Source organism: Thalassospira sp. ABD4_177 (genome assembly GCF_056160125.1).
In genome coordinates this window covers 24,898-40,241 of sequence record NZ_JBSWWO010000001.1, presented here as the reverse complement: position 1 = coordinate 40,241, position 15,344 = coordinate 24,898, and the positions used below count along the sequence as shown (strand labels likewise).

At 53.8% G+C, this 15,344-nt stretch carries 17 protein-coding genes and 1 pseudogene; 10 read left to right on the top strand and 8 right to left on the bottom strand.

The features are described 5' to 3' along the window. Positions 1–69 precede the first annotated feature (69 nt). Positions 70–1,203, top strand: coding sequence for an acyl-CoA dehydrogenase (locus ACXAF0_RS00210; protein WP_475342750.1), 1,134 nt, complete (start codon positions 70–72; stop codon positions 1,201–1,203). A 64-nt stretch (positions 1,204–1,267) separates the two neighbouring features. Here the strand turns inward: ACXAF0_RS00210 and ACXAF0_RS00205 are convergent, their stop codons facing one another. After that, the gene (locus tag ACXAF0_RS00205; protein ID WP_475342746.1) at positions 1,268–2,197 is read right to left on the bottom strand and encodes an outer membrane protein; all 930 of its coding nucleotides are present in this window, start codon (positions 2,195–2,197) and stop codon (positions 1,268–1,270) included. Between the two features lie 12 nt (positions 2,198–2,209). Continuing rightward, positions 2,210–2,539 carry an outer membrane protein gene (locus ACXAF0_RS00200; protein ID WP_475342743.1) on the bottom strand — a complete coding sequence of 110 codons (330 nt, stop codon included), beginning with the start codon at positions 2,537–2,539 and terminating at the stop codon, positions 2,210–2,212. Here ACXAF0_RS00200 and ACXAF0_RS00195 point away from each other — a divergent pair. Further along, positions 2,429–2,665: pseudogene (locus tag ACXAF0_RS00195) on the top strand (acyl-CoA dehydrogenase family protein); the annotation flags it as partial. The gene ACXAF0_RS00200 and the pseudogene ACXAF0_RS00195 sit on opposite strands and share 111 nt — an antisense overlap. A gap of 1 nt (position 2,666) precedes the next feature. On the opposite strand, the gene ACXAF0_RS00190 reads toward ACXAF0_RS00195, so the two are convergent. The 3 genes from ACXAF0_RS00190 to pspF form a co-directional block, all read right to left on the bottom strand. After that, positions 2,667–3,986, bottom strand: coding sequence for a type II toxin-antitoxin system HipA family toxin (locus ACXAF0_RS00190; protein WP_475342741.1), 1,320 nt, complete (start codon positions 3,984–3,986; stop codon positions 2,667–2,669). Further along, complete coding sequence (locus tag ACXAF0_RS00185; protein ID WP_475342739.1) at positions 3,986–4,237, bottom strand: helix-turn-helix domain-containing protein; 252 nt, start codon at positions 4,235–4,237, stop codon at positions 3,986–3,988. Before ACXAF0_RS00185 ends, ACXAF0_RS00190 begins: the two co-directional genes overlap by 1 nt. Before the next feature lie 132 nt (positions 4,238–4,369). After that, positions 4,370–5,371 carry a phage shock protein operon transcriptional activator gene (gene pspF / locus ACXAF0_RS00180; protein ID WP_475342737.1) on the bottom strand — a complete coding sequence of 334 codons (1,002 nt, stop codon included), beginning with the start codon at positions 5,369–5,371 and terminating at the stop codon, positions 4,370–4,372. A 432-nt stretch (positions 5,372–5,803) separates the two neighbouring features. On the opposite strand from pspF, the gene pspA reads away from it, so the two are divergent. The 3 genes from pspA to ACXAF0_RS00165 are packed head-to-tail and all read left to right on the top strand — an operon-like array spanning position 5,804 to position 7,356. Next, on the top strand, positions 5,804–6,481 hold the full coding sequence (gene pspA / locus ACXAF0_RS00175; RefSeq protein ID WP_475342735.1) for a phage shock protein PspA: 678 nt from the start codon (positions 5,804–5,806) through the stop codon (positions 6,479–6,481). Positions 6,482–6,529: 48 nt separating this feature from the next. Further along, positions 6,530–6,787, top strand: a complete 258-nt coding sequence (pspB, locus tag ACXAF0_RS00170) for an envelope stress response membrane protein PspB (protein ID WP_475342733.1) — start codon at positions 6,530–6,532, stop codon at positions 6,785–6,787. Next, the gene (locus ACXAF0_RS00165; protein ID WP_475342731.1) at positions 6,784–7,356 is read left to right on the top strand and encodes a hypothetical protein; all 573 of its coding nucleotides are present in this window, start codon (positions 6,784–6,786) and stop codon (positions 7,354–7,356) included. The genes pspB and ACXAF0_RS00165 overlap by 4 nt, the downstream gene beginning before the upstream one ends. Before the next feature lie 150 nt (positions 7,357–7,506). On the opposite strand, the gene ACXAF0_RS00160 is transcribed toward ACXAF0_RS00165, so the two are convergent. Then, positions 7,507–8,388: a LysR family transcriptional regulator gene (locus tag ACXAF0_RS00160; RefSeq protein ID WP_475342729.1), complete on the bottom strand. Its 882-nt coding sequence runs from the start codon at positions 8,386–8,388 to the stop codon at positions 7,507–7,509. 133 nt (positions 8,389–8,521) lie between these two features. Between ACXAF0_RS00160 and ACXAF0_RS00155 the strand changes: the two genes are divergently transcribed. The 5 genes from ACXAF0_RS00155 (at position 8,522) to ACXAF0_RS00135 (ending at position 13,175) form a co-directional block, all read left to right on the top strand. Next, on the top strand, positions 8,522–9,376 hold the full coding sequence (locus tag ACXAF0_RS00155; protein ID WP_475342726.1) for an alpha/beta fold hydrolase: 855 nt from the start codon (positions 8,522–8,524) through the stop codon (positions 9,374–9,376). 200 nt (positions 9,377–9,576) lie between these two features. Further along, a complete protein-coding gene (locus ACXAF0_RS00150; RefSeq protein ID WP_475342722.1) occupies positions 9,577–10,953 on the top strand; it encodes an ATP-binding protein in 1,377 nt (458 codons plus the stop codon). Between the two features lie 72 nt (positions 10,954–11,025). Then, positions 11,026–11,598, top strand: a complete 573-nt coding sequence (locus ACXAF0_RS00145; RefSeq protein WP_475342718.1) for an EndoU domain-containing protein — start codon at positions 11,026–11,028, stop codon at positions 11,596–11,598. A 39-nt stretch (positions 11,599–11,637) separates the two neighbouring features. Then, on the top strand, positions 11,638–11,970 hold the full coding sequence (locus ACXAF0_RS00140; protein ID WP_475342714.1) for a hypothetical protein: 333 nt from the start codon (positions 11,638–11,640) through the stop codon (positions 11,968–11,970). 104 nt (positions 11,971–12,074) lie between these two features. Beyond that, positions 12,075–13,175, top strand: coding sequence for a serine hydrolase domain-containing protein (locus tag ACXAF0_RS00135; protein ID WP_475342711.1), 1,101 nt, complete (start codon positions 12,075–12,077; stop codon positions 13,173–13,175). A 5-nt stretch (positions 13,176–13,180) separates the two neighbouring features. Here ACXAF0_RS00135 and ACXAF0_RS00130 read toward each other — a convergent pair whose 3' ends face one another. Further along, positions 13,181–14,059, bottom strand: a complete 879-nt coding sequence (locus tag ACXAF0_RS00130; RefSeq protein WP_475342708.1) for a hypothetical protein — start codon at positions 14,057–14,059, stop codon at positions 13,181–13,183. After that, positions 14,052–15,257, bottom strand: coding sequence for a hypothetical protein (locus tag ACXAF0_RS00125; RefSeq protein WP_475342704.1), 1,206 nt, complete (start codon positions 15,255–15,257; stop codon positions 14,052–14,054). Before ACXAF0_RS00125 ends, ACXAF0_RS00130 begins: the two co-directional genes overlap by 8 nt. Positions 15,258–15,344 lie beyond the last annotated feature (87 nt).

The following is a 15,344-nucleotide window of genomic DNA, read 5'->3' as shown; positions in this document are numbered from 1 at the left end:
CCCGGTCTGATCAAACCAGTTTTCTGATCGCAGGGCCGGACATCGCCTTTAAGTGGGAGGATGGCCGTCATGCGGTTGGAAGAACATCAGATCATGGTGCGCGATACCGCGCGTGAGTTTGCCGAAAACGAACTCAAACCCAATGCCGCAAAATGGGACACCCACCATACCTTCCCGGCGGAAGCCATCGCCGGGCTGGGCGAGCTCGGCTTTTTGGGCATGCTGGTGCCTGAGGAATATGGCGGGGCGGGCATGGATCATGTCGCCTATGCCTTGGCGCTTGAAGAAATTGCCGCTGGTGACGGCGCAACCTCGACCATCATGTCGGTGCATAACTCTGTCGGCTGCATGCCGATCCTGAAATTCGGGACAGAGGCACAGAAACAGGAATTTCTCGTGCCGATGGCGCGCGGGGAAAAGATCGGGGCCTTTTGCCTGACCGAACCGCAGGCTGGATCGGATGCCAGTGCACTCCGCACCCGCGCGGTCCGCGATGGCGATCACTGGATCCTGAATGGTGCGAAGCAATTCATCACATCGGGGTCCGAAGGCGATGTTGCCATCGTCTTTGCCGTGACCGATCCGGACGCGGGCAAGCGCGGCATTTCCGCCTTTATCGTGCCGACCGATACGCCAGGCTATGTCGTTTCCCGGGTTGAGGAAAAGCTTGGTCAGAATGCCTCGGACACCTGCCAGATCACCTTTGTTGAATGCCGCGTTCCGGCGGAAAATATGCTGGGCGAGGAAGGCCAGGGCTACAAGATCGCGCTGGCCAATCTTGAAGGCGGGCGCATCGGCATTGCCGCCCAGTCGGTCGGCATGGCGCGTGCGGCGTTCGAGGCCGCCAAGGACTATGCCAATGAACGCGAAACGTTTGGTAAGAAGATCATTGATCATCAGGCGGTGGCGTTTCGTTTGGCGGATATGGCCACCAAGATTGATGCCGCCCGGTTGCTGGTACAGCGCGCCGCCACCTTGCGCGATGATCACAAGCCCTGCCTGACAGAGGCTTGCATGGCGAAAATGTTCGCGTCTGAAATTGCCGAAGAAGTCTGCTCGGCCGCGATCCAGATTCATGGCGGCTATGGCTATCTTAAGGACTTCCCGGTGGAGCGCATTTACCGTGATGTGCGGGTCTGCCAGATTTACGAAGGCACATCTGATATTCAGCGCATGGTGATTGCAAGGTCGCTTGCTGATTGATGGTAAACCAATAATAAAGGGGCACGCAAAACGTGCCCCTCTTCATCTTCAAACAGTATCGCAATCAGAATTGATATTGCAGGCCGAGCAAGATTTCATGGGCCTGCAAGTCAAAACGTGCTTCTCGCTCGAAGGTATTTGCTGTACCGGCACCGGTCACAAAGTTTTTGCTCGCACGTGCTTCGCCCATGTCGATAAAGCGGTAGGAAAGGTCGATTTTCCAGCGATCTGTGATGGCGTAGTTCAGGCCTGCCCCGACTTGCCATGCGAGATCATTATGGGTTGCGCCAAAATGCGTTTCACCATTTGCGAATTCAAGATCTTTGGTTTTGTTGCGTGCCCAGCCGATGCCGCCCTGCAAATACGGGGAAAATGCCCCCGTCTTGATCCCGGCTGCTGCCATCGGGTCGACATAAACGTTCAGCATTGTCGACCAGTTCGATGTTTCGAAAGTGTTTGCGCTCAAACGGTTTGCCGCTTTGTTGGCAATGCCGTCTGCGTCGGTGTAGCTTTCTGCCTCGGTCAGGCCATCGCGATAGGACAGTGTCAAATCCGTTCGCAAAAAGCTGTTGAGTTTCAGGCCTGCGCCGATCTGATAGCGGGCACTATTTTGCGATGAGTTCGCAATAACATCGCGTTCCGGGGTAGCGTCAAGCAGGTCTGCATTATCGTCAACAGTGCTGGAATATCCCAGATCTGTACGCAGATACGGCGCAAAAAGCCACCCGTCATCTGCATGTGCGGGGGGGCTTACCCCGGCAATGCTTAAAAGCGCAATGGAGCCTTTAATCGCTGCTTGGCAGAGACGGGATGATTTTGCTGGTAGAGAAAAATGTAAATGCATTGTGTAGACCTTAAACCCAAGAAAATCTGCGCGTCCTAGATATCCATCAGGCAGGGGCAATGCAACAACAATGTCCGGAATGTCAGGATTGGTCAGGGTTGCTTTGTTGTATGGCTGGTCACTGTAAGTCGTGCTCTTTGTCGGAATCAAATCTTGCCGAAATCAGAATTGATATTGCAGGCCGAGCAAGACTTCATGGGCTTGTAGATCAAAACGTGTTTCGTGCCGGAGCTTGGTTGGGGTAACGCCGCTTATGGCGTTTTTGCTGCTGCGTGCCTGACCCATATCAAGGAAGCGATAAGAGAAATCAATTTTCCACTGATCGCTAAGCGCATAATTCAAGCCAGCCCCGATCTGCCAAGCAACGTCATTGTGGGTTGCGCCGCAGAACTGCGCGATGATCACAAACCCTGTCTGACCGAAGCCTGCATGGCGAAAATGTACGCGTCTGAAATTGCCGAGGAGGTTTGCTCCGCCGCCATTCAAATCCATGGCGGGTACGGCTATCTCAAAGACTTCCCGGTCGAGCGGATCTATCGCGATGTCCGGGTGTGCCAGATTTACGAAGGCACGTCGGATATCCAGCGGATGGTGATTGCGCGGGCGCTGGCGGATTGAGTTACATCCCGGTTGGTAGTTTGAGGCTGTCTAATCGCCGACTCATTGCCCTGTGAATAGAAGTGTGAATTTCGTCCGGGAAGTCGTCAGGCAGCGTATTTTCAAGTTCTGAAATGGCTTTGGGTGCGGTTTCTATGAGTTGTTCAATTATTTCTTGAATGATGTGTCGCGGCAATCCTGCCAAGTCTGATGTTTGAATAAAGTGACGCGCGTAAATTTGGTCAATTCGGTTATGGCGACTATTGCCAACAGACATCGCCGGTTTCATCTGGCGTCGCGTTATTTGGTTTGCGTCCAGGCATGGTTGTGTCGTGAGTATGTCATAGAACGGTGTAAGTGAATAACCGCCACCGGGCCCCAAGAAAACACTGAAATTTTTGGCGTGACCATCGGTTGCGCCGATTAGCCAGAAAAGGATCTGCGCCTTAAGGAAGTGTATTTGATCGCTGATTGGTTTGTCGCTTCCTTTAAGGAAAACAAGAATGTCAACGATCCCGGGGCCGCCCTGATTTTGATATTTCATTGAGGGCGGAATTGAGAGGCTTTGGCAGCAGTCTTCTTGGGGCAAGCGAATTAGACGCCCGTCTTTTGTCCAGCGTCTATCAAACCTTTCGATTACAAGGGCTTTGGTTTTGCCAAAGATCTTGATTTCTGCATTGTTAACCGGAAGGCCAAATGCTTTGAAAAGCTGGAGACAATAAAACTCGTTTTCAACGCTGTTCGTTAGGTCAATGCGTTCTGGTAGATGTCCGATTTGAGTTTTGAAAAGATGTGTTGTTGGGGTTGTGCCCTTTGGTTTTAACCATCTTCCCTCGTGGTGAAGCAAAGCGGTCTTTTCCTGCGCTCCAGCTACGGAAATTCGGAAATCATCGTCGGGTTGAAGTCCTAGTGGGGCTTGAGTCAGATTGTTGAGAATTCTTTCAATTTCCTGTTCGGAAACGGGTTCTCCATCAATTGTGGTGCTGTCTGTGCTTGGTGGGGCTTCATCGGGCATAAATTGAAGTGCACCGACGCAATCGCGCCCAATGGTTTTAAGTAGGCTGTAAGCATCAATACCGCGTGCCCCAACTTTCTCAGCAACGCGTTTGCGTAGAAGGTCTGAATCAGGCAGCAGGTTGTCGAATACGGCGACGACGGCTTCACCGCGATAGGCATCCTCCCGAAGTGGCAGGGACAGCGATATAGGAAAAGTATGTTCCCAGTTCAGCCAGGTTTCATCATATACGAATTTGATAGCCCCACTTGGCTGTTTGCTTAGCGCCCCGACCAAGCGGTTATTTAGATAGACGTTTAGTGGAGCATGTTTTGCTTTCCGTGGCACTAGAATATGTCCTCGATATCCGATGAGGAGCTCTGAGATCGGGCATGAATTCTAAGTTCGAGTTCAAGTGCTGCAAGGACGGTCATAATAGTATCCATGCGTGCTGAGGGATTGCCAGTCTCAATGAGAGAAATCGTTTCCTGCCTTAGGTTCGATTTCTGGCCAAGTACAGTTTGGCTCCAGCCGCGGGTTTTACGCGCACGACGGATGGTGTTGCCGATCTGTTTTGGTGTACGTGCTAAGTCGTTCATACCAAAATTATGCGCCATTTCTCATAATTAAGCAATATCGTGTTTAGAGCATAATTTATGTTTATCGGAACTGAGCAATAATTTTTAATTATCGGATTTGCCGCATAATTATCAGATCAGCTATGATGGCTGTTATTTGCTTGGAAGCAGTTTGTGCTTTTCCAGTAACCTGCGAAACTGGTGATAGTTCAGGTTAAGCGCCTTGGCAGTTTCGGTCTGGTTGTTGGCGTTTTGGCGCAGGGCCTGTTCAAGCAACTTGATTTCGAAATTGGCGACCTGTGATTTGAAGTCGATATTTGTGTCTGGTTCCGCAGTGTCGACCTCTGGCGCAGGTGTCGGCTTGTTACGGTCTGTCTCGGACCAGATACCCTCGAACGGATCAAGGGTGATGTGGGCCAGCGGGGTTTCGTCGTCCTCAGCAAGGTAGATGCTGCGTTCAACCGCGTTGCGCAACTCGCGGATATTGCCCGGCCAGCTGTGGCGGAGCAATTGTTCGGCGGCGCAGCTGGAGAAGCCCGGAAAAACACTGCGGCCCAGACGTTTGGTCATATCGAGCGCGAATTGTTCGGCGAGTAAAAGGATATCATCAGACCGTTGGCGGAGCGGTGGCACGGCAATCACGTCAAAGGCAAGGCGATCAAGCAGATCGGCGCGGAACTTGTCGGTTTTGGCCAGTTCGCGGAGATTTTCATTTGTCACACCAATGACCCGCGTGTCGACTTCGATGACCTCCGAGCCACCAACACGCTCGATCTCGCCATATTCAACCACACGCAGAAGCTTTTCCTGCACGACCGGGCTGGCGGTGGCGATTTCATCGAGGATGATGGTGCCGCCATGAGCGCGTTCAAACCGCCCGATATGGCGTTTGGTGGCGCCTGTGAAGGCGCCGGCTTCGTGGCCAAATAGTTCGGTATCAAGCAGGCTTTCCGTCAGGGCGGCGCAATTGACCTTGACCAGTGGGCCGCCCCAGCGGCGCGAAAGATAATGCAGGCGGGCGGCAATCAGTTCCTTGCCCGAGCCGCGTTCGCCAATCACCAGACAGGGGCGTTCAATTGGCGCCAGACGTGAAACATGTTCAAGGGCGGCGAGAAATACGGGGTCTTCGCCCAATATCGGTTGCAAACTGTCCATTTCGCGAAAAACGTTATCGTAAAACGACAATATTGTCGCGATAAAAGTTATTTAAAAAGTCTGATGATTTATTAAGTCATTGATTTTAATGAATTTCAAAACTGGCACGGAATTTGAAATGTAGGGTCTGAACTCACTAAGATGTCTGCAATGGCAACAACCAGATAAGCGAAATACAAGGAAAGGCCCGCAGAGCGGGTCGGCATCCCGGTCAAGGGGTTTGACGTAGGAGTTCGCTTATCTGGTCGTTGTCCTTCGGATTGCTCTGATTTGCACGGGCTACTTTGTCGAAAGGCATTGAAAGATATAGATCTTCTTGCTGCCTTGCTCCGCGTATCCGCACAAATCAGAGCAACCATTACAAACATCTTAGTGAGTTCAGACCCTAGATCAGAATTTTTACGTCCCCCGAATGAACAAGGAGATCAGACAATGGGCGTGTTTTCGCGTTTGTCCGATATCGTAAATGCCAACATCAACTCGCTGCTGGATCGTGCCGAAGATCCGGAAAAAATGGTGCGGTTGATGATCCAGGAAATGGAAGACACCCTGGTTGAGGTCCGGTCCGCTGCCGTCAAGGCGATTGCCGACAAGAAGGAAGTCGAGCGCAAGCTTAAAAAACTTCATGACGGTCAGGTCGAATGGGATACCAAGGCGGAGTTTGCCGTTTCCAAGGGCCGCGATGATCTGGCCAAGGGGGCGCTGATGGCGCGCCGCCGTCTGGCCGATCAGAGCCTTGTGCTGGAACGCGAACTTGAAGTGATTGAGGAAACCCTTGGCAAGTATGACGAGGACCTCAACAAGCTTCAGAACAAGCTCAATGAAGCCAAGGGCAAGCAGCGCGCGGTCGAAATCCGCATGCAGACCGCTGAAAAGCGTGTCAAAATGAAAGAAAAGCTGCATTCGGGGCAGATTGATGATGCGCTTCTGCGTTATGAGCAGATGGAGCGCCGGATCGATGAGCTTGAAGCCGATGCGGACTCCTGGGAGCTTGGCCGGGGTCAGAGCCTTGAAGAGCAGTTTGAAGACCTTGAGGCGGAGCTCGGTATCGAGGATGATCTCAAGGAACTCAAAGCGCGTGTGAAAAAAGACACGAAGAAAGACAAGTAAGTAACGGGCTCATGTGTTTTGAAGCACAGGTCTGTTTGAAAGAACGAGATGTCGAATATGTGGGCGATTGCCGTACCCTTGATCGTTTTAATCGCCGTGGTTGGCCCGGTTTGGGTGGTGTTTCATTACATCACGGTCTGGAAGCGCATGAAGGCAGAGCAACGCCCGCAAAGCCCGGAACAGACAGCGCGCGAAAAGGAAATCGTGGCTGATCTGAAACAGCGGGCGAAGCGACTCGAAACCCGTGTCGAAACACTTGAACGCCTGTTAGATGCCGAGGTTGCCGAATGGAGGAACAGGATATGACGGCCCAGCAAGCTGCTGCAGGAAATGGTTTTCAGCGCGGTCACAAAAGGCGCGGATGCCGTTCATCGCACGCCAACCGTGACGGAAAGCAATGTCATGGTGTGATCGGACGGACCACGCGCGGCATTTCAGAAGCCTTTGGCATTCCGCGCAAAGGGGTGCTGATTGCCTTTATTCTGGTTCTGATCTTCAGCTTCCCGGTTGGTGTGATGCTGTTTGGTCTGGCTTGGGCCTATGTCCATCACCCGGACTGGTTCGATGGCCTGCGCGGCAAGGTGCGTGGTGCGGGGCAAAGCACATCGGCCGGACGTGCGGCACGCCAGAACCAAAGTGCCGCAGAAGCAGAAGCCGCAGACGAGCGTTCGACGGTGGGCGTCGATTATGAAGAAAGCTGGATGGAAGACCTGCGCGAGCAGTTTGACGATCTGGAACGGCGCACCGGCTCAATGGAAGGGTTCGTGGCATCGGGCGATTATCGCACGGCATCCGAATTCAAAAAGATGAAGGACGAAGACGCGGCCAACAGTGCCGATGATGCGGATGACAAGCCGGACGCACCGAAGGCATAAGCCTTTGCCATACAGATTTTTACGAGATTGACGACGGTTTCAGCTTTCCCCAATCCCCCCTCGCGTTAGCAATGTGGGATCGTCGTCAAACATATGAACCGGACCTTTTCGAAGGTCCGGTTTTCTTTTGTCTGGAACTTGGGCTCGGGGTCAGGCGGTGCGTTTTTGTGCCGTATTGGTGACCGGGGCAAAGGCATCGTGGATGACGTTTTTAAGCGCGGTTGTGGGTTCGCCGTGGGCCTGACGGGATGTCCGGATCACGGTCGTGACCGAGGGCGGGGCGGGGAAGACATCACGAATGACCTCAAGCTCAGCTGTCAGGCAGTGATCCCCGATCAGCGCGACGCCAAGCCCCGATGCGACGGCGGAGACAATGGCGTTGCTGCTGGCACAGGTCAGGATGGTTTCAAATCCTGACGCGTGTGTCAGGCCGGTTTCCATGGCCCATTTCTGATAAAAACAATCCGGATCAAAAGCCAGAAACGGGATCGGTTTTGACCCGTCGAGTTCGAAATCAGGGGCCTTGACCCAGTGCAGCGGGGTCTGGCGCAGGGTGATATCGGTTGGGCGCTTGAGATGCTCAAACAGATCAAAGACGCCAAGATCAATCTCGCGGTCTTCAAGCTGCTGCGCGATATGCAGGCTTTGGGCGGTGGTGGTGCTGACCGCGACGTCGGGATAGAGCTTTTTGAAATGACCAAGAATGCCGGGCAGGCCGTTATTGGCCATGTCCTCGGTCATGCCAAGGCGCAGACGTCCTTTCAGCGGTTTGCGTGCGAGGCTGATCAGGGCTTCTTCATGGATGGCAAGAATACGCCGGCCATAGGCGAGTAATTGCTGACCTTCGCGGGTGAATTTCGCCCCGCCGGCGCGACGATCGAGAATGGCATAGCCCAGCCCGTCCTCAAGCCGTTTGATTTTGTGCGAGATTGCTGATTGCGACAGGGCCAGGTGATCGGCCGCGCGGGTAATGCCACCGTGATCGGCAATGGCGCATAGCGCTTCCAGGCTTGCGATATCGAGACGGGGCATGGTGGGTTCTTTCCTGACGGCGTGTGCTGCATGACAATTTACGATGGTATAATGATATATATTCATTTGTGTCATGGCAAGCTGCGGCCCATCATCGGGGCATCAACAGATTTCCCGATGTAAGGAGAACCCGATGAAGCCGGTCGCAAATGATCATGTCCTGATAAACAACACGCGCATTGCCCACGGGGTGTATGGCGATGGGGTGCCTGTCATTTTACTGCATGGCACGCCGTCATCATCGCTGATCTGGCGCTATAGCATCGAGCCGCTGGTGACTGCGGGATACAAGGTGCATGTGTTTGATTTGCTGGGATACGGGCTGTCGGAACGGCCGTGGGACCCGGAAATCGATACATCCATCAGTGGGCAGCTACCGATCCTTGAAGGGTTGATGGATCACTGGGGGCTGACATCGGCCCACATCGTCGGCCATGATTTTGGCGGCGCTATTGCCCAGCAGGTTGGGGTGTTTCGCCCGGATCTGGCACGCACCATCACGCTTATTGATGCGGTCAGTTATGACAGTTATCCCTCCAAACGCACACGCCAGCAGATGGAGGCCGGGCTTGATGTTCTGGCCAAGGCGCCGGACGCGGAACACCGGGAGCATTTCCGCGACTGGGTAAAATCAGCCGTGGTTGATCAGGCGCGGTTTGAGGACACCGTCCTTGAAACCTATGTCGATTACATCTCCGGCCCGATTGGGCAGGCCAGCCTGTTTCAACACCAAATCCGCCAATATGATCCGATCCATACCATGAAGGTGGCTGATCGTCTGGGCGAGCTTGGTGCCAAGCCGGTCAAGCTGATCTGGGGCGCGCAGGATGTCTGGCAGACGCCCGATTGGGCGAAACGCTTGCATGGCGATATTCCGGGATCGGAGCTGAGCCTTGTGGAGGGAGCCGCGCATTTCGCGCTTGAAGACAAACCAGATGAGATCAACGCACTGATCCTTGATTTCCTCGACAGGCATCGCGATGCCTGAGCCGATAGCGGTGAGACAACTACAGAGCCGGACTTCGCCAACGGGGTGAAGTCCGGTTTTTCTTTTTGTTTGCAATTATTTGCGGCAAAATCCCCAAATAGCGTTTATCACTATACCTAATTTAAAGGTTTTCCCGGCAAAGTCGGGAAAATTGCCCATATATCCAGCTATAGGGCAGACAGCGTTTTGGGGAACATCATATGGCGACCATGATCGAACATCCCGGGGAACAGGATTTTCTGCATCGTTTGATGCTTGATAACCCGTGGTGGGATGGTGTTACCGATGATCAGGTACAGGGCCTGCCGCAGCGTGCCTTTTTCAAGCGGTTCTGGGGCGCGATTGAAAAGAATGACGGCCAGAAGGCGCTGGTCCTGACCGGGCCGCGGGGTGTCGGCAAGACCGTGATGATGCGCCAGGCCGTGGCGGAGCTTTTGAATAATGACACGCCCAGGCGTCATGTTTGTTATGTGTCGCTGGAACATCCGCTGTTTCTGGAAATAGATCTGCCGCGCTTGCCGAAGCTGTTGCGCTCCATGCGCGGGATCTCGGCCGATCATCCGCTTTGGCTGTTTATTGACGAGGTGTCCTATCAGCGCGACTGGGAGGCGAGCCTGGTCAAATTGCTGGCGTCCGATCCGATGTTGCGCGTGGTGGCGGTCAGTGCGCTGGCCCCTGCGGGCGATAATGTTGAATATATTCAAAGCCTGTTTTTACCACCGTTCAGCTTTGCCGAGTATCTGGAGCAAAAGGGCATCGCGCCGAGTGACGTTTTGCCCGAAACGCCCAATGTCGGGCGCTATACCGCCGATGTGCCAGACGGGTTGATTGAACTCAACGACCTGTTTGAGGATTACATCAACGAAGGCGGTTTTCACGCCGCCAATGGTGAGGCAGGCGCCATTCACCGATCGCTTCATTCCGATTTGCCGGGTCTGCATGGCATTTCAAGCCCGTCGGACCTGCATCGGTTGTTTGCGCTTTTGGCCTATAATACCGGGTCGGAGTTTTCGATTGAAACGCTGGCGCGTGAGCTTGATATCGCCAAGAACACGCTTAGGCGGTATCTGGAATATCTTGAAAGTGCCTGGCTGGTGCGCCGGCTTGAGCGTGTTGATCAGGATGCCAAACCGTTTCAGCGCGCCGTGGCGTTCAAGGTACATCTGATCCACCCGGGACTTCGCACCGGTTTGATTGGCGGGCGGGCATCGGACAGTGCCACCATCACGCGATTGGCCGAAACCGCGATCCAGACGCAGTTTCTGACATCAAGCGTGGGCATGGAAAGCCTCTATTACGCCCGCTGGGGGCAATATGAAGTGCCGTTTGTTTTCCTTGATCGTCGGTCCGGCACGCCCTTGTTTGCCTATCATTGCCTGTGGCGCGATGAAGCGATCCGCAAGCCCAAGGAAATCCGTGCGCTTGTCAATTTCCGGGGCAGTCACGCCTTGCCGCTTGGCGCCTTTGTCCTGACCAAGGCCCAGTGGCATGGCGGCAAGCTTGGTGGGGTGCCGATGCGCTTTGAACCGGCCAGTGTGCTGGCCCTTCGGATCGGGCTTGAATTTTCGCAGCTTTGATCGGTTGTGCTAAACTGGCCATCGCGCCGGGTTGCGTTTTGATGGGGCGGCGCAGGGCAAGGGAGGTCCGTCATGACCAGGCTTTCTCGGGTTTGCTTTATGTTTGTGGCCGGGGCAGTGATGCTTTGGGCTGGTGTGTTGGGGAGTGCACAGGCGCAGGTCGCGTGCCCGGCCCAGCCGCATTGGAGCGACACCACACCGCCGATCAATATCGAGCACGTCTTTTGCGGTGAGGTCGATGGCAATCGGGCCAAGGGATTTCATTCCCGCCCGCATGGCATCAATCCGGCAAGCGTTGCGGATGTGAAAATCACGCAAGAACCCAATGCCAGTGGCGTCTATGGCGCGACCATCACGCTGGTGAACCCCGATGGCACCAACCCGTCAAAATTCTCGACCATCTATCCCGATCATTGCAGTCGGGCGGAAGTCGAAAAGTCCATTCTGCATGCCTACGACAACCAGCAGGCCTGCCCAAGCGGTGCGCCGCATTGGGCATCTTGCGGCTTTAACCGGCCCGAGGGCGGATCGGCGGCAGGATATTGCGTTGGCCCATCAGAAGAGGTGCGGTTTTACATCGCCTTTGCAACGCTGAGCCACGGGGCGAATGCGGGCAATATCAATACCGCCTTTCCGCTTTATTGATGGGGTGATGCGAGCTGTGCGTGATCAGAGAGTGATGTGATGGCAGGCAGTAATTTTCCGGTTCCCGATTGGCCGGGAAAGGTAGCAGGTGACGCCGGGCATGATCGCATTGCGGCCGTCCTTGCGATGGATATCGGGCGTGCAAACCAATGGGCGGGTGAGGTGCTGTCGCATGTAGATCGGGTGCGTCAAAGTCTTAATGCCTCTTGGGAAATGTCGATGAATGCCTACATCTTGAATATTGGGCCGGAAACAACGGATATATCGCCGGTTTTTGATGAGGCGGGTGAAAGCCCGGTGACGGTGCGGACCGCCGATCTTGAGGTGGCGTTGCGCACCTGGATATCAAAGCTGTCAGAAAGCCCGGATTAACCGGGCGGAAAGCAATTTGCCCGAAGGTGGGCATGGTTGGGCAACATGAGTAGAGCGATTTGAACGCAGCATTCTGGCGTATTCCCGCATGTGCGATAGTGATCATGGCGGTGGCATTTGTCATGTCGCCGGGCGCTCCTGCATTTGCGCAAGATGAGAGTTCCAAGGATGCGCCGTCTGATCCGCTGGAAAAATTCCTGCATCAATATGTCGAGCATGCCGGTCTGCCGGGTGGCGTGGTGGCGATTGGCTATGGCGAAGGCAATGTGCGCTATGCCGCCACGGGCTATGCCAGTGTTCGGCCCGATACCGGCATGACACGCGATCGGCAGTTTTATATCGGATCGCTGACCAAGATGATGACGGCTGTGGTCACCTTGCAGCTGGCCTCCGAACAGCGGATTGATCTGGCCGATCCGATTGGCAAATACCTGCCCGAGGAATTTCGTGACCGCATTGCCAATTCTGATCGCGCCAGCATTCGCGATTTGCTGCGCAACAGTTCGGGCATTCCCGATTATCTGGATGGCGAGTTCTTTTTCGAGCTGGTCGGGCGCGACCCGCAACATGGCTGGCGCAATGTTGAACTGCTGTCACTTATTGCCGATCGCGAAGCCTATTTTACCCCGGGCACGAATTATGCGCCGTCCAATAGCAATTTCATCCTGCTCGGCGTGATGATCGAGGCGGTCGAGGGCGCGCATATCAGTGCCGTGTTCAGCCGCCGGATCTTTACCCCGGCCGAGATGACCGACACATCCTTTGGCAGTTTTCCAAGGCCAGCATCGCTTGCGCGCGGTTTTGATGATGCCAATGGCGACGGGCAGCTTGAAGACGTCACCGAATATGATGTCGGTGATCAACTGGCCGATGGCGGGGTGATTTCGACCGCCGAGGATATGGTCAAATTTGCCCGTGCGCTGTTTGTGAACGGGGTTTTGCTGGGCCCGAATGCGCTTGAGCGCGCAACGACCGATACTGCCTTTGCCGGGGATGGATCATACGGTTATGGGCTGATGATCGGGGCGAGTGACTGGGGCCCGGTCTGGGGGCATGACGGGATCTATTTTGGTTATTCGGCCGAGTTTTCATGGTTCCCGGAGCAGGACACGGTGGTGGTATTTCTTGCCAATGGCCGGGCGCTGAATGAGGTGCCAAGTGTCACCAGCATGCTGATGACCGGTTTGTTCGGCACGCCGGAATAACTGAACTAGTTTCCAATGCCACCGAGCAGCGAGGGCGTCCCAAACTGTTTGAGTACAGCATTGGAATGTTCGAAGTATCTTGCCCAAAATTTCTCAAGCCCTTTTAGCGCCAGTGATGATCTGTATTTGCCATCGGTAATATATCCGCCGCCGATGACATATATTTGGGCCTCATCCATGTCTTCAAACGCGATCTTGTTGCCAAGTTTTTTTACTTCCAGATCGGCATCAAGTTTTTCGAGTTTTCCGCTGCCATAGAGGGAAAGAAGATCAGAATTTTCCATCATGTCTGAAACAATCAGCACATATTTTTCAGGGGTTTCTGATTTACCCATGATGTCTTTTGCGACAACAGAAAGGTTTGAGACAATTTCTGTTTTAGGAAGACCCGTCGTCGCGTTGGAAAATGCATGTATCAGGGCGCGTCCTGCATATTGGCGGACTTGGCTATCCTGCGCCTGATAGCATTGATCAAGCTGGCGCAGGACCTTCTTGGATATGGCGTACCGATCATCTTCTGACAGGCGCATGTCAATCACGCCTTTGAGGATGACCTCTGTGTAATAGCCAGCAGCATTGGCTGAAAATCCGATGACGTGCACCGTATCACCGGGGTGCAGGAAGGTGATGATGTTTTGGTAGGTCTCTTCCTGAAGCTTTTTGGAAAGCTCCATGGTTTGATCAATCAGGATATAGAGGTCGCGTGTCGGGACCGGAGTATCAATATCCCCCAGCTTGACCAGATCATAGCAGCTTCCGATTGTGGCGGTCGCGGCCTTCGCGGTTTGGTGGCCGTGCGCCAGAAATATCCCAGCTGCAAAGAGCACTGCCGCACCGAAATGAGTTAGTTTTTTATCCGTCTTTTCAAATCGGTGCCTAATCATTGAGTCCGAGCTCCTTACGCATGCGTTCGCGCATTTCTTCCTCGGTCTCGACAGGTTTTGCCTTGGCTTCTTTCTCAGCCAGAAGCTCTTGGCGAATACGCGCTTCCATTTCTTCAGGGGTTTCAGCCTGGGTTGGTGCTTGTTCCGGCTTTTGCGAAGTGGGTTCGGTTGCGTGTTCTAAGGAAGCTGGCGCAGTTTGACCGTTTTCAGCGTCGCGGGAACGTTTGCGTGCTTCGCTATTCTGACGAGACTGTTCTGCCTTGAGTTCGCTTTGCTCGTAATGGTCAAAAAATGTGCGATCCGCCGAATGTTGCAAAACTTCGCGATGGGTTTTGTCTACACCATTGCTTGCAGCGTTTTCCGTGAGGCGGGCTTGCAGGTTCGATAGGTGCTTTTGCGCAACCCGGGCGATGGCATCGCGTTTACGTTCGTACCACGCTTCGTAAGATGTTCTGCTCGGGAAGTTGCGGATAATGCGCCGCGCCGTAGAGCTTTCCTTGCCCGCAAATCCGGTTTTGTAACCAATGCCAATACCCATGATCTGGATCAGGATGAACAAGGTTGCAAGAATGGCATATGTCGTGAGGTTGGCGGCGTCACGTGCGCCTTCCTGTTCGTTTTTCGCCTGATTCTCGGCGTCCGCTTGTGGTTGAATAAGCACATCAGGGAGGCTGTCTGACTGCAGACCTTCAAGCGAAAACAGCGAATTGCTGGATGGTGGTGTTGTACCAATGGTCTCTGCGGTTTTTTCCTGTTGATATGTCTCGTAGCGGACATAGGTTGCACCAATTGCGACTCCAATGATGGCAATCGTCGCAATGATCGTCCATATCGGTGCGCCAGGCTTCACATGGGCATTGGTATCGACGCGGTGAAGAATTTGCAGATATGCCGGATGACCATCGTCAACCTGATCGTTTTCGAGGGTAACCTTGTTGCTACGTCCTACCAGATCTTCACGGTTTTCGGATGTATCATGCATCCACCAGGTGCGGATTTTGGTGATCAAACCGCGCTTGTGAAGTTCCTGGCCGGACTGGTGGGTCAAAAATACCAACACGCAAGAAATCAGAAACGCGATAAAGAAAGAGCCTTGAACCTGTAATTGTTCGCTTGCGCCAGGCAGGGTGTAGCCTGCAAGAACGTATGCAAAGCCGAGCGCTTCGACGAACACCATCGCAATCAAAAGAATGCGCATCAGGATGCCAAGTTCATTACGACCCAGTTCCTGAACTTTGCCCAAATAGCTTTTGGATCGGTCATACATTTCAGGGTCTGCAGCGAT

Coding starts and splice junctions, on each gene's coding strand:
- ACXAF0_RS00210 (WP_475342750.1), top strand. CDS start 70: ATGCGGTTGGAAGAACATCAGATCATGGTGCGCGATACCGCGCGTGAG.
- ACXAF0_RS00200 (WP_475342743.1), bottom strand. CDS start 2,539: ATGGATTTGAATGGCGGCGGAGCAAACCTCCTCGGCAATTTCAGACGC.
- ACXAF0_RS00185 (WP_475342739.1), bottom strand. CDS start 4,237: ATGAACGACTTAGCACGTACACCAAAACAGATCGGCAACACCATCCGT.
- pspF (WP_475342737.1), bottom strand. CDS start 5,371: ATGGACAGTTTGCAACCGATATTGGGCGAAGACCCCGTATTTCTCGCC.
- pspA (WP_475342735.1), top strand. CDS start 5,804: ATGGGCGTGTTTTCGCGTTTGTCCGATATCGTAAATGCCAACATCAAC.
- pspB (WP_475342733.1), top strand. CDS start 6,530: ATGTCGAATATGTGGGCGATTGCCGTACCCTTGATCGTTTTAATCGCC.
- ACXAF0_RS00165 (WP_475342731.1), top strand. CDS start 6,784: ATGACGGCCCAGCAAGCTGCTGCAGGAAATGGTTTTCAGCGCGGTCAC.
- ACXAF0_RS00160 (WP_475342729.1), bottom strand. CDS start 8,388: ATGCCCCGTCTCGATATCGCAAGCCTGGAAGCGCTATGCGCCATTGCC.
- ACXAF0_RS00155 (WP_475342726.1), top strand. CDS start 8,522: ATGAAGCCGGTCGCAAATGATCATGTCCTGATAAACAACACGCGCATT.
- ACXAF0_RS00150 (WP_475342722.1), top strand. CDS start 9,577: ATGGCGACCATGATCGAACATCCCGGGGAACAGGATTTTCTGCATCGT.
- ACXAF0_RS00145 (WP_475342718.1), top strand. CDS start 11,026: ATGACCAGGCTTTCTCGGGTTTGCTTTATGTTTGTGGCCGGGGCAGTG.
- ACXAF0_RS00140 (WP_475342714.1), top strand. CDS start 11,638: ATGGCAGGCAGTAATTTTCCGGTTCCCGATTGGCCGGGAAAGGTAGCA.
- ACXAF0_RS00135 (WP_475342711.1), top strand. CDS start 12,075: ATGGCGGTGGCATTTGTCATGTCGCCGGGCGCTCCTGCATTTGCGCAA.
- ACXAF0_RS00130 (WP_475342708.1), bottom strand. CDS start 14,059: ATGATTAGGCACCGATTTGAAAAGACGGATAAAAAACTAACTCATTTC.
- ACXAF0_RS00125 (WP_475342704.1), bottom strand. CDS start 15,257: ATGCGCATTCTTTTGATTGCGATGGTGTTCGTCGAAGCGCTCGGCTTT.